Here is a 12,201-nt window from a genome sequence, read left to right on the forward strand (position 1 = left end):
CGGAGGGGACCTGCTGTGACGACAACGCTTTCGCCCTTGCTCGATCCGGAGGCCTGGCATGTGCTCGGGCTCGACCGGCAGGCGGCTGCCCCGCCATTCGAAGCTGGCACTCCCGAAGAAGCGCGCCGCGCCTATGAGCAGGGCTTTCCGGCATTGCAAGGTGAGCGTGAGCCTGTCGCTTCGCTGACCGAGCGCATCATCGCCGGGCCAGGCGGCCCGTTGACGCTCAGGATCTATCGCGGACAGGGCGTGAGCGGGGCCGCTGCCCGGGCGCTGCTCTATCTGCATGGCGGCGGCTGGGTGATCGGCAATCTCGAGTCGCATGACGAGATCTGCCGCTGGCTTGCCAATATGGCGGCCTGCGTCGTTGTCTCTCCCGACTATCGGTTGGCGCCGGAGCACAAATTTCCGGCGGCGATCGAAGATTGCCGTGCCGCACTTTCCTTCATGCAGGACAGCGCGGGCGACCTCGGCATCGATGCAGAGCGACTCGCTGTCGCCGGCGACAGTGCCGGCGGCAATCTCGCTACCGTGCTTTGCCTGCTTGCGCGCGGTGATAAGAACCCGCCGACTGCGCAACTGCTGTTCTATCCGAACACGGACGCCTCGCAGGCGGCGGACAGTTATCGCCGCTTTGCCGAGGGTTATGGTCTCACCGCGGCGACCATGGCCTGGTTCCGCGACCACTACATCCGCGATGGCAGGGACATTGGCGACTGGCGCGTATCGCCGCTCAAAGCCGCGAGCCTTGCCGCCGCAGCCCCGGCCTTTGTCGCCATCGCCGGTCACGACATCCTCGCCGACGAAGGCGAGGCTTATGCCAAGCTTCTGGAAGATGACGGTGTGCCGGTCGTCCTGCGGCGTTGGCCCGGCCAGATCCACGGCTTCGTCTCGATGGGCCGTCATGGTCCGGCGGCGCGGCAAGCGGTCGGCGCGGCGGTTGCCGCATGGCGCGGCTTCGATCCTGTCTTTGGAAACGCTCAGGCCGACTGACGCATCACCAGCGTCGCGTCGAGACTGACCTTGGGGGCAACTGCCGCGTCGTCCTCGTCCAGCAAGGCCAGCAGCGTTTCGACGCTGCGTCCCGCCATCGAAGCGAAATCCTGCGCCATGGTGGTGAGGGCAGGGCAGGTGTAGCGGCTCAGCGGATGGTCGTCATGGGCTGCGACCCGCAGGTCGCAATCGCCCTTGCGGCCGACCTTGCGGCCTTGCGAGTAGGCGGCGGCCATCACGCCGAAGGCGAGACGGTCGTTGGCGCACAGAATGGTCTTGCCCGGCAGACCGCCACGGGCGAGCATCGCTTCCATCTGCTCATAGCCGATCCGTTCGAAATCCCAGGTGTAGTCGTAGGTGTTGCCGATGAGCACCGGCTCATGCCCAAGCCGCTGCATGGCGCCGACATAGCTGTTCAGGCGTTCGCGCGAATTGTGGTTGACGTGCGGGATGTCGAAATAGACCGGGGCATCGCCGGAACGGCATAGATAATCGACGATGGTCGAGACGCTCTGGCTGTTGTTGTTGCCGACGAATGGCGTGTCGCCCTCGAGATAAGTGTCGAAATAGACGATCGGTATGGTCTGTGTCAGCTTCTCCAGCGTGCGGTGGTCTGAGCGCAGGCCGAGCGGCGCAATCAGCGCGCCGGAAACCTTTAGGGAAAGAATGGTTCGCGCTGCTTCCACTTCGAGCTCGCGAGAGCCGTGCGATGAGATCACGATCGGCCAGTAGCCTTCGTCGCGCAGCCTGAGCTCGATTCGGCTGACCATTTCCGAATAGAAGGGATCGGCGACCGTCGGCACGACAATGCCGATGCTGCGGGTCCGTTTGCGGTTCAGGTTTCGCGCAAAGAGATTGGGCTGGTAATCGGACGAACGCAGCGCCACCTCGATCCGCTGACGTGTCGCCGGCTTGACGCTGGTCGGATCGTCGAAATATTTCGACAGTGTCGGCCTGGAGACGCCGCAAGAGCGAGCAAAATCCTCCATCGTCTTGTGTGTCATCGACATCAAAGCCCCCCGCGCGGCTACGAGCGCTGCCCGGTCTCTACATACGGTGCGCCAGCGCGCAACTGCAAGGCGAAACTTTACAGACAATTTTGATAGTTTTCATGCGTCAATTTATTAATTGACGCGAAAAAGCACAAGCCGTATTCACCTCGTGGGCGAATTCGAAATTCATGTCACCCGGAAAGTGCTCGCGCGGTTCATCAGAAGCGAGGCCGAGGCGAAACGCCGGGAGGGATTCCGCGAGATGAGGAAGCTGGTCAGTGCCGGCGAGATTCTGGTCGAGATCATGGCCGAGCGGATCGGCCAGAGCTTTCTCGAGCCTGGTCCGCTGCTTGGACCCTACCCGTCCGGAGCGCCTGCCATCTTCATCGGCCAGGCGGCGGCGCTTGGCCAGCCGGCCGGTCTCATAGGCGCCGTCGGCGATGACGATTTCGGCAGGCTGAATATAGAGCGGCTGCGGGCACTGGGCGCCGACGTGTCGGCGATCGCGGTGCACAAGGGACATGCAACGGGCACCGCTTTCGTCACCTACCGGGCCGACGCCAGCCGGCATTTCGTCTTCAACATCCGCAACAGCGCCGCCGGCCTGATCGAGACAAACGCGGCGGCGACAAAGCTGCTCGCCGGCGCCGATCATGTCCATGTCATGGGCTCGTCGCTGTTTTCCGACCGCGCCATCGCGGTGGCGCTATCGGCGATCGAGACGGTCAAGGCCAAAGGTGGAACCGTGTCGTTCGATCCGAACATCCGCCGCGAGATCATGCAGGCATCCGGCATGCGCGCAGCACTCGACCAAGTGCTGGCGCAAGCCGACATCTTCCTGCCGAGCGGCGAGGAACTCTTCCTGTTTTCATCAGCCACGGACGAGAAGGGCGCAGTCGACGAACTGCTGGCCCGTGGCCTGTCCTGCATCGTCCTGAAGAAAGGCGCCGCCGGCGCCGTTTATCATGATCGACACGGTGCGGTCGCCTCGTCCGGCTTTGCCGTCGACGAGGTCGATCCGACCGGCGCGGGCGATTGTTTCGGTGCTGCCTTCGTCTCGTTCTGGCTGCGCGGGGCGGCTCCTGCCGAAGCCCTGCGGATCGGCAATGCCTGCGGTGCGCTTGCCGTCACCCGCAAGGGGCCGATGGAAGGCATTTTCCCGCTTGAAGCGGTCGAGGCATTCATCGCCACGGGCAACACCCAGTGAGTGACGCGACGCGAAGGTTTGCGAACATTGCGGCCAGGCGCGCCGCAGGCGAGAGAAGCGGCATCGCCTCGGTCTGCTCGGCGCATCCGCTGGTCATCGAGGCTGCCCTGCGCCACGGCGCCGCGCGGCACGCGGATGTGCTGATCGAGGCCACCTGCAACCAGGTCAACCACGAGGGCGGCTACACCGGGATGACGCCCGCCGACTTCCGCAGCTTCGTCGAGGCGCATGCGCTGAAAGCGGGTTTCCCAGTCGATCGCCTGATCCTTGGCGGCGATCATCTCGGACCCAATCCGTGGAAGCACATGGCAGCAGCTACCGCGATGAAGAAGGCGGGGGCGATGATCGACGCCTATGCGAGCGCCGGCTTCACCAAGATGCATCTGGACACGAGCATGGCCTGCGCCGACGATCCAGCCGTGCTTGCCGATGAGATCATCGCCGCACGCGCGGCCGAACTTGCTGCAATCGCCGAGGCGGCGGTCGAGCGCGCCGGCAGCGAGAAACCCGTCTACGTCATCGGCACCGAAGTGCCGGTGCCGGGCGGTGCACTGGAGGCGCTCGACCACTTGCATGTGACTGCGCCGGACGATGCCTTGCGAACGGTAGAGGTACACGCCCGAGCGTTTTCCCGCGCCGGCCTCGAGGCCGCTTTTGGCCGTACGCTCGGCGTCGTCGTTCAGCCCGGCGTCGAATTCGGCAACATCGAGATCATGCCCTATGCGCCAGCCAAGGCGACCGAACTGGTGGGCGTGCTCGACCGCATGCCAAAAGTCGTTTTTGAAGCGCATTCGACCGACTACCAGCCGGCCGAAGCGCTTAACGCTCTCGTTCGCGACGGTTTTGCCATCCTCAAGGTCGGCCCCTGGCTGACCTTCGCGCTTCGCGAAGCGCTGTATGGGCTCGGCCATATCGCCGATGTGCTCGCGCCGGACCCCTCGCGCGAAAGCCTGCCTGCCGCGATGGAACGCATCATGCTGGCGTCGCCGGACAACTGGCAGAAATACTATCCGGGGAACACGGAAGAGCAGCGCGTGCAGCGGCATTTCTCGTTCAGCGACCGCATCCGCTATTACTGGCCGACGCCGTCGGCGCAGCGCACGACACAGACGCTGCTGGACGTGCTGAGCGAGAAGGACATTCCCCGGCCACTGATCAGCCAGTATCTGGGGCAACTCGACGCCGAGGTTGCGGCAGGCCGGGTCAAGCCCGTCGCGCACGACCTCCTGATCGGCAGCATCACCCGTGTCCTCGATATCTACGCGGACGCGACGGGACAGTAGGGATCGTTTGTCGGAAAGACGGCAGCCGCCCAAATCCGCCTCATATCCGTCCGATGTCGACGTTGTTTCGAAAAGGGCGACGCCGCAATTTACAACTAACATGTTAGTGTGCTAGTGCTGCGTGCACATTGATATCTGGAGAGAATAGCAGTGGCCTCGCGCTTTGGTCTTTCGGTTGCCCTCACCACGCCTTTCGAGGCTTCCGGGCAAATCGCCATCTCTCCCATGATCACGCAGGCCAGGGCTTGCCTTGGCGCCGGCTGCAGCAGCGCAACGCTCTTCGGCACCACCGGGGAAGGCGCCTCGGTGGGCACGGGAGAGCGGCGGATTGTTACCGAGGCCATGCTGGCCGCCGGCATTCCGGCACATCAGCTCATCGCCAGCGTGCTGGTCGATGCGGCCGAAGACGCTGCCGAACAGGCGCGGCACGCCTTGCAGTGCGGCGTCCGCAACATTCTGCTGGCTCCACCGAGCTACTTCAAGAATGTCAGCGAGGACGGGTTGTTCGGATGGTTTTCCGCCGTCTTCGCTGCGCTCGGCCCACTGGCCCGCGGCGTCCTCCTCTACAACATCCCTTCTGTCACCATGGTGCCGCTCCCGCTTGCCCTGATCGGTCGACTGCGTGCGGCCTTCCCCAGCGTGGTCGCCGGCGTCAAGGATTCGGGTGGCGACTGGAGTTACAGCGAGGCGCTGCTAAGAGCTCATGGCGACCTGGTGATCCTGATCGGCGACGAGCGGCACCTGGCCAGAAGTGTGCACCAGGGCGGGCAGGGCGCCATTTCCGGCATGGCCAATTTCGTCACCGGCGAAATCCGTGCCATGGCCGAGGATGGGCGCGACGATTCCCGTGTCGAGAGCTTCGTGCTCGAATTGCTCAAATATCCGGTCACCCCGGCGGTGAAGGTCATGGTGGCGCGCCAGACCGGCGACGAGCGCTGGCTGGCTGTCCGTCCGCCGCTGGAGCCGATCGCTTCGCAGGGGCGGCAACAGCTTGCTGCCGCCTATGACAGGCTGTTTGCGACAGAGCCGGCCTGACCGGCAAGGGAAGTGCGTTGAAATGGACGACAGCAGCGAACCGGCAACCCTCAGGGAAAGAGCTTATGCCAGTTTCACGCGGCATTTGCTGGCCCGCGATCTCAGGCCGGGACAGTTCGTGTCGCAGCGTGAACTGGTTGCCTTTACCGGGCTGCCGCTTGGCGCCATCCGCGAGATCGTGCCGCGTCTCGAGGCCGAGGGGCTTTTGACGACCATCCCGCAGCGCGGCATGCAGATCGCCCATATCGACATCAACCTGATCCGCGAGGCCTTCCAGTTTCGCCTGTTCCTGGAGCGCGAGGCGGTGGCGCTGTTCACCGTCAACGCCTCCGACGCCGAGCTCGCGCGCCTGCGGCACGAGCATGAGGACATGCTGGCTCAAGCGCTGGCGCAGGCGCCGACGCCGGAAATGGAAGCCAGGGCCCAGAACATCGATTGGGCCATGCACGACACCTTTATCGATGCGCTGGGCAATGAGATCATCGCCAAGGCGTATCTGGTCAATTCGGTAAAGATCAGGCTAATCCACCAGGAGCGTTTCCGTATCGACGGGCGCGTCGTGCCGGTAATGCAGGAGCACCTGACGGTGATTGAAGCGCTCGAGAGCCGCGATCCGCAAAAAGCAGTCGAGGCGATCAGCCGGCATATCGACAACGCGCGCCGGTTGGCGCTCCAGATCTGAGGACGTACGGTTCGCGGCTGCCGCGACACTAGCCACAACGACAGCAACCCAGGGAGGAAGAAATGTCGTCCAATCCGTTTAAGCCAACAAGAAGGCAAGTCCTTGCAGGAACCACGGCGCTCGCCGCCGCGGGCCTGGCGGGCCTTCGCCCGAGCTTTTCCGCCAGCATCGACTGGAAGCGCTTTGCCGGCACCACGCTCGACGTCAATCTGGTGAAAAGCCCGCGCAGCGACACCATCCTGAAATATATCGCCGAATTCGAGGAGCTGACCGGCATCAAGGTCAATGCCGAGGCGACGCCGGAACAACAGCAGCGGCAGAAGACGGTGATCGAGCTCAGCTCCGGCAAGCCGAGCTTCGATGTCGTGCATTTGAGCTATCACGTGCAGAAGCGCCAGTTCGAAAAGGGTGGCTGGCTGGCCGACATCGCCGGCTATCTCGCCGATCCGACCCTGACCGACCCCGGCCTGGTCGAAAGCGATTTCGCCGAGGCCGGCATGCTTTTCGCCAAGGACAACCAGGGCGTGCTGCGTTCGCTGCCTTTCTCGGTGGACTACTGGATCGTCTACTGGAACAAGGAGCTGTTCGCGGCCAAGGGCCTCAACTATCCCGAGACTTTCGACCAGCTGGTGGCCGCCGCCGAAGCGCTGACCGATCCATCGGCCGGCACGTTCGGTTTCGTTGCCCGCGGCCTCAAGAATGCCAACACGCCGGTGTGGACATCGCTGATGCTCGGCTACGACATGACGCCGCTCGATGACAAGGGCAAGCTGCGCACCGAAACGCCCGAGGCGATCGAGGCCGCTGCCCTCTACCAGAGGCTGATGACCAAGTCCGCCCCTCCGGGCGTCACCGGCTTCAATTGGGCTGAAGCGCAGTCCGCCTTCCTGCAAGGCAAGATCGGCATGTGGTTCGATGGCGTCGGATTTGCCCCGCCGATGGAAAATCCCGAAAAGTCGCGCGTGGTCGGCAAGGTCGGCTATGGCGTCATGCCCAAGGGGCCCAAGGCGCATGCCTCCGGGACGTTTGGCGACGGCCTCGGCGTGACCGCCTCCAGCGAAAAGAAGGAAGCTGCCTATCTGTTCTGTCAGTGGGCGGTTTCCCCGGCGATGGGCGCGCGCCTGCTCCAGGCCGGCGCCGGCGTGCCTTTCCGCAAGTCGGTGCTGGAAGACCCCAAGGTGCGCGAAGGCGTCACCATGCCGGCAAGCTGGCTCGATGCAGTGGTTCAGTCCGGCAACATCAGCAGGCTGGCGCTGCCGGTGATCATCCCGGTCACCGAGTTCCGCGACATCTATGGCGTGGCGCTGACCAACATGATTGCCGGCGCTGATCCTGCCGAAGAGCTGAAGAAGGCCACCGCGCAGTTCCAGCCGGTTCTCGACAGGAGCGAGCAGGGCTGATGTCCGCCATCGCCCCAGAACGCACCGGGGTGACGACTGAACAGGCCATCGAAGGGAGCCAGACGATCCGGCTGGCTCCCAACTACTGGCCTTTCGTCGTTCCGGCTCTCGTCGTCGTTGGCGCCGTGATCGTCTTTCCCTGGGCTTTCACGCTCTGGATGAGCGTCAACCGCTGGACGCTCGGCCAGTCGCGGAGCTTTGCCGGGATGGAAAACTATCTCCGTCTGGCCAGCGACCCGCGATTCTGGGAATCGCTTGTTCATACGTTGACCTACACCTCGCTGTCGGTGGCAGCGCCGATGTTCTTGGGCACTGTCGCCGCCCTGATCTTCGACGCCAGGTTTCCGCTGCGCGGCCTGCTGCGCGGCGTCTTCGTCATGCCGATGATGGCAACGCCAGTTGCCGTGGCGCTGGTCTGGACCATGATGTTCCACCCCCAGCTCGGCGTGCTTAACTACCTTCTATCGCTGGTCAGCATCCCGGCGCAGGAATGGATATTCAACGCCAACACGGTCATCCCTTCGCTGGTCGCGGTCGAGACCTGGCAGTGGACGCCGCTGGTGATGTTGATCGTGCTCGGTGGGCTGGCCTCGGTACCGCGCGAGCCGTTCGAGAGCGCCGAGATCGACGGTGCCAATGCCTGGCAGCAATTCCGCTACCTCACCCTGCCGATGATCGCGCCTTTCCTGATGATTGCGTTGATCATCCGCACCATCGATGCGCTGAAGAGCTTCGACATCATCTATGCGATGACCCAGGGCGGGCCGGGCACGGCGTCGGAAACCATCAACATCTATCTCTACAACACCGCCTTTTCCTACTACGACATCGGCTATGGCTCGGCCATGGCCGTGGTGTTCTTCATCGTCATCGTGGCGCTGTCCTTCATTCTCCTGATGCTGCGCCAGCGCTCGCAGTGGAACGATGCGGAGGCAAATAGATGAGCTCACGTCTGCTCAACCAGATCGGCCTGTTTTTCGCGGCTCTGGTCATCGTCTCGCCAGCAATCCTGTTCTTCCTCTGGATGATCTCGCTTTCGCTGAAATTCGAGATCGACAACGGCGCCTATCCGCCGATCCTGATCCCCGAACGTTTCGCTTGGTCGAACTATGTGAAGGTGTTCGAGGAGAACAATTTCCTGCTCTATCTCTGGAATTCGGTTCTGGTGACCGGCACGGCGACGCTGCTGGCGCTGCTGATCGGCGTACCGGCCGGCTATGGCATAGCGCGGCTCAAGGCTGAAAGATCGGCGATCGTCATCATGATCGCCCGGATGACGCCGGGGCTATCGTATCTCATCCCGCTGTTTTTGCTGTTCCAATGGATCGGGATCCTCGGAACGCTCTGGCCGCAGATCATTATCCATCTGGTGGTGACGGTGCCGATCGTGGTCTGGGTGATGATCGGCTATTTCGAGACCACGCCGATGGAACTGGAAGAGGCGGCCAACATCGACGGCGCCAGTTCCTGGCAGATATTTCGGCTGGTCGCCCTGCCCATCGCCAAGCCGGGCATCGTTGTCGCCTTCATCCTGTCAGTCATCTTTTCGTGGAACAATTTCGTCTTCGGCGTGGTGCTCGCCAGTCGTGAGACGCGCACATTGCCGGTCGCCGTCTACAACATGCTTTCCTATGAGCAGGTGAGCTGGGGGCCGCTCGCCGCCGCGGCGCTGGTGGTGACGCTGCCGGTGCTGGTCCTGACCATGTTCGCGCAAAAACAGATCGTCGCCGGGCTGACCGCCGGCGCGGTCAAGGGCGGCTGAGGCCGCATTCCAGCTGGACATCACTCTTTTTCCCCGGAGAAATCCAATGGCATCGGTAACCATCAATAACGTGCAGAAGGCTTTCGGAGCCACCAAGATCATTCACGACGTCAGCGTCGACATCGCCGACGGCGAGTTCGTCATCCTGGTCGGACCGTCGGGATGCGGAAAGTCGACGCTGCTGCGCATGATCGCCGGACTTGAAACGATCTCGGGCGGAAAGATCGCCATTGGCGAACGCATGGTCAACAATCTGCGGGCGCGGGACCGGAACATCGCCATGGTGTTCCAGAACTATGCGCTCTATCCGCATATGACGGTGGCCGACAATATGGGCTTTGCGCTCAAGATCAAGAAAGCCGATCCTGCCGATACCGCTGGCCGCGTCAGGAATGCCGCCAGCATCCTCGGCCTTGAAAAGCTGCTTGAGCGCTATCCGCGTCAGCTCTCCGGCGGGCAGCGCCAGCGCGTCGCCATGGGCCGCGCCATCGTGCGCGACCCGCAGGTCTTCCTGTTCGACGAGCCGCTTTCCAATCTCGACGCCAAGCTGCGCGTCCAGATGCGCGGCGAGATCAAGGCGCTGCACCAGCGGCTGGGCACCACCACCATCTACGTCACGCATGACCAGATCGAAGCGATGACCATGGCCGACAAGATCGTCGTGCTGCATGACGGCCTGGTCGAACAGATCGGCGCGCCGCTCGACCTCTACGACCAGCCGGCCAATCTCTTCGTCGCCGGCTTTATCGGCTCGCCCGCCATGAACTTTATTGCCGGCCGCATCGAGGAAGGCGTGTTCCGCAGCGCCGGCGGGCTGATCCTGCCGCTGCCGGAAGGCGCCCGCCCGACCGACGCTGCAGGACGCGAACTTGTCTACGGCATCCGTCCCGAGCACATCCGCGCAACTGCCCAGGGCATGCCGGGCACGGTCACGCTTCTGGAAGCCACGGGTTCGGAAATCTTCGCCAAGGTCGACTGCGCCGGCGAGGAAATTTCCTGCCTGTTCCGCGAGCGGCTGCCGCTCAGGCAGGGCGCGCAGGTGCGGATCGAAGTCGATCGCGCCTGCGCCCACCTGTTCGACGCGAAAACCGGCCAGCGTGCGTGACGGTGTGGCCTGCGCGGGGGTGGCTGACGTGAAGACGATATTCACGCGAACTATCGGCCGTTCGAGAGCCTTGTGAGAAGCGCGACCAGCTCCGACTGCCGATGCGTCTGCGTCTTCGCGAAGACCGATTTCAGCTGGTTGCGCCCAGTCTCATAGGAAACGCCAAGTTCGTCGGCTGCCGCTTCAACGCCGTGTCCCGAGCAAATCTTTCTCGCCAGCCTCGCTTCGGACGCTGTCAGCCTGAAGCAGGACTGCAGCACGGCTTCAGGAGGAGGAGGTCTCGCGTCCGGATCAATGAGAACGACGATCGCCTGGCACGGCGCGAGCGCGTTGTAGGAGACCTTCGGAAGTCGCAACGGATAGGCAAGGAGCGGGCGCCCTTCGAGTCTGGGCAGCGGCACGGGTGGCATCGATGCGGCAGTATCCGAGGAATACAGGAGCGCCTTCAGCGATCGGTCGAGAGCGTCTGTCGCGGTTCGGTCAAAGGAGGCCAGACGTCGGCGCGTGATCTGCAGGCCTCGTCCCAGAAGCCTTTCCGCCGAAGCGTTTGCCCGGAGTACATTGCCGCTCCTGTCCAGCATGATAGCGGGCGTTTCGGTTGCGCTAAAGGCATCCAGTGCCGCGTCGGCCTTCCCGAAACCGATTGCTCGCGCAACTGCGGCTGCAGAACCCAGCTGTTTTGAAAGTTCCGCCAGCTGTCTCATTTCGTCTGGCGTGAACGGACCCTGTTGGATCGACCGTTGCAGCGACAGTGCCCAGAAATCATCGCCGGCAGCAATCTTCACTCCTGCGTAACGCTGAAGGCCGAAGGGGGCGAGGAATTCCTGGTAATATGGATGCCTGGCAATCTCGTCGGTTGTCACGAAGTCGAATTCCGTGGTGACCCCTTGCCGCTCAAGGACGTTGAGGCCGCGATACCGCTCGTCGCGATAAATCCAGCCATCGCGGACGTAGGTCTCCAAAACGGGGGCCATAGCGCGGCTGCATGGTACGAGCGGCAGATGTCCCCTCAGATCGAAGAGTAGAGCCCCGGCGCTACCCGTGGCCTTTTCCGCGACCTCCATAGCGGCATCCCAGCGCGAAGGATCGACTGCTGCCTCGGCAAAGGCGATACCGATCGCGTCAAAATCAAAAGCTGCGCCCACCCCTAGCCCCTTGGTAGATAACTATTTAAACACAATGAAGTTTGATTAGCGAGTCGGGCCGCCCTCGATACGAATGTCCACCGAGGCTCCGAGGTTTTCTGATGCGTCAACTATCATTGTTGGATTTGGCATCGGAAAACGTGCGATCTCGTGGGGAAGCCGCTTTAGTAACCTCCGCGTCAATGTTACTGTTGACACAAAGACGTGTGGTTACGTGAAGCGCGCATAGGTGCACGTGAGAACCACTATCTTCTCTGCGTTGCGGTATCATTGTATATTTCTCTATTCGAGAAGGGTCGCGCTTTTTATTCTATTTTCACTGGGATCGAGCGTGGCTGCTCAGATCTGTGAGAAGGAAGCCGGCGGCGCCCCGGGCTGATGCCACCCACTTTCAACTGACTGTTCGACCAATTATGGATCGCCGAAAGGGGTAGGCGCGACCTTTGGGCGAGTTTGCCGATACCGTCCATTGAATTTTACCGCTTTTCCAAGACCTGCGGGGCGATTTCTGCGGGCTGGCGATGTCGTTTTCCGAGATGATGCCCCATCGTGTGCTGAAACTACCCAAATGGGGGTTTCGCGGCGTTCCAGTCTCCT

At 62.6% G+C, this 12,201-nt stretch carries 11 protein-coding genes; 9 read left to right on the plus strand and 2 right to left on the minus strand.

Translation table 11 applies throughout. The features are described 5' to 3' along the window. Positions 1-15 precede the first annotated feature (15 nt). On the plus strand, positions 16-993 hold the full coding sequence (locus AC0L3L_RS05700) for an alpha/beta hydrolase (protein ID WP_473636856.1): 978 nt from the start codon (positions 16-18) through the stop codon (positions 991-993). On the opposite strand, the gene AC0L3L_RS05705 is transcribed toward AC0L3L_RS05700, so the two are convergent. Next, on the minus strand, positions 981-2,003 hold the full coding sequence (locus AC0L3L_RS05705) for a LacI family DNA-binding transcriptional regulator (protein ID WP_167391492.1): 1,023 nt from the start codon (positions 2,001-2,003) through the stop codon (positions 981-983). The genes AC0L3L_RS05700 and AC0L3L_RS05705 overlap by 13 nt on opposite strands. Before the next feature lie 244 nt (positions 2,004-2,247). Here AC0L3L_RS05705 and AC0L3L_RS05710 point away from each other — a divergent pair, with 244 nt between their 5' ends. The 8 genes from AC0L3L_RS05710 (at position 2,248) to AC0L3L_RS05745 (ending at position 10,459) form a co-directional block, all read left to right on the plus strand. Then, a complete protein-coding gene (locus AC0L3L_RS05710; RefSeq protein ID WP_473486896.1) occupies positions 2,248-3,192 on the plus strand; it encodes a sugar kinase in 945 nt (314 codons plus the stop codon). After that, positions 3,189-4,475 carry a D-tagatose-bisphosphate aldolase, class II, non-catalytic subunit gene (locus tag AC0L3L_RS05715; protein ID WP_473636857.1) on the plus strand — a complete coding sequence of 429 codons (1,287 nt, stop codon included), beginning with the start codon at positions 3,189-3,191 and terminating at the stop codon, positions 4,473-4,475. The genes AC0L3L_RS05710 and AC0L3L_RS05715 overlap by 4 nt, the downstream gene beginning before the upstream one ends. 150 nt (positions 4,476-4,625) lie before the next feature. Next, positions 4,626-5,510 carry a dihydrodipicolinate synthase family protein gene (locus AC0L3L_RS05720; protein ID WP_473636858.1) on the plus strand — a complete coding sequence of 295 codons (885 nt, stop codon included), beginning with the start codon at positions 4,626-4,628 and terminating at the stop codon, positions 5,508-5,510. 22 nt (positions 5,511-5,532) lie between these two features. Next, positions 5,533-6,192: a GntR family transcriptional regulator gene (locus AC0L3L_RS05725; protein WP_473636859.1), complete on the plus strand. Its 660-nt coding sequence runs from the start codon at positions 5,533-5,535 to the stop codon at positions 6,190-6,192. Between the two features lie 62 nt (positions 6,193-6,254). Next, positions 6,255-7,592: an ABC transporter substrate-binding protein gene (locus tag AC0L3L_RS05730; protein ID WP_473636860.1), complete on the plus strand. Its 1,338-nt coding sequence runs from the start codon at positions 6,255-6,257 to the stop codon at positions 7,590-7,592. Beyond that, positions 7,592-8,536 (plus strand): carbohydrate ABC transporter permease, encoded by a 945-nt coding sequence (locus AC0L3L_RS05735; protein ID WP_473636861.1) that lies wholly within the window; start codon positions 7,592-7,594, stop codon positions 8,534-8,536. Before AC0L3L_RS05730 ends, AC0L3L_RS05735 begins: the two co-directional genes overlap by 1 nt. Then, positions 8,533-9,354 carry a carbohydrate ABC transporter permease gene (locus tag AC0L3L_RS05740; RefSeq protein WP_473636862.1) on the plus strand — a complete coding sequence of 274 codons (822 nt, stop codon included), beginning with the start codon at positions 8,533-8,535 and terminating at the stop codon, positions 9,352-9,354. Before AC0L3L_RS05735 ends, AC0L3L_RS05740 begins: the two co-directional genes overlap by 4 nt. 46 nt (positions 9,355-9,400) lie before the next feature. After that, positions 9,401-10,459 carry an ABC transporter ATP-binding protein gene (locus tag AC0L3L_RS05745; RefSeq protein WP_473636863.1) on the plus strand — a complete coding sequence of 353 codons (1,059 nt, stop codon included), beginning with the start codon at positions 9,401-9,403 and terminating at the stop codon, positions 10,457-10,459. Positions 10,460-10,509: 50 nt separating this feature from the next. On the opposite strand, the gene AC0L3L_RS05750 is transcribed toward AC0L3L_RS05745, so the two are convergent. Continuing rightward, complete coding sequence (locus AC0L3L_RS05750) at positions 10,510-11,604, minus strand: helix-turn-helix transcriptional regulator (protein ID WP_473636864.1); 1,095 nt, start codon at positions 11,602-11,604, stop codon at positions 10,510-10,512. Positions 11,605-12,201: the final 597 nt, after the last annotated feature.

The sequence above is a fragment of the Mesorhizobium sp. WSM4849 genome (genome assembly GCF_055811385.1).

Bases quoted from the DNA above. Each gene is read 5' to 3' on its own strand.
- AC0L3L_RS05710 (WP_473486896.1), top strand. From the start codon at position 2,248: ATGAGGAAGCTGGTCAGTGCCGGCGAGATTCTGGTCGAGATCATGGCC.
- AC0L3L_RS05740 (WP_473636862.1), top strand. From the start codon at position 8,533: ATGAGCTCACGTCTGCTCAACCAGATCGGCCTGTTTTTCGCGGCTCTG.
- AC0L3L_RS05705 (WP_167391492.1), bottom strand. From the start codon at position 2,003: ATGTCGATGACACACAAGACGATGGAGGATTTTGCTCGCTCTTGCGGC.
- AC0L3L_RS05735 (WP_473636861.1), top strand. From the start codon at position 7,592: ATGTCCGCCATCGCCCCAGAACGCACCGGGGTGACGACTGAACAGGCC.
- AC0L3L_RS05745 (WP_473636863.1), top strand. From the start codon at position 9,401: ATGGCATCGGTAACCATCAATAACGTGCAGAAGGCTTTCGGAGCCACC.
- AC0L3L_RS05725 (WP_473636859.1), top strand. From the start codon at position 5,533: ATGGACGACAGCAGCGAACCGGCAACCCTCAGGGAAAGAGCTTATGCC.
- AC0L3L_RS05730 (WP_473636860.1), top strand. From the start codon at position 6,255: ATGTCGTCCAATCCGTTTAAGCCAACAAGAAGGCAAGTCCTTGCAGGA.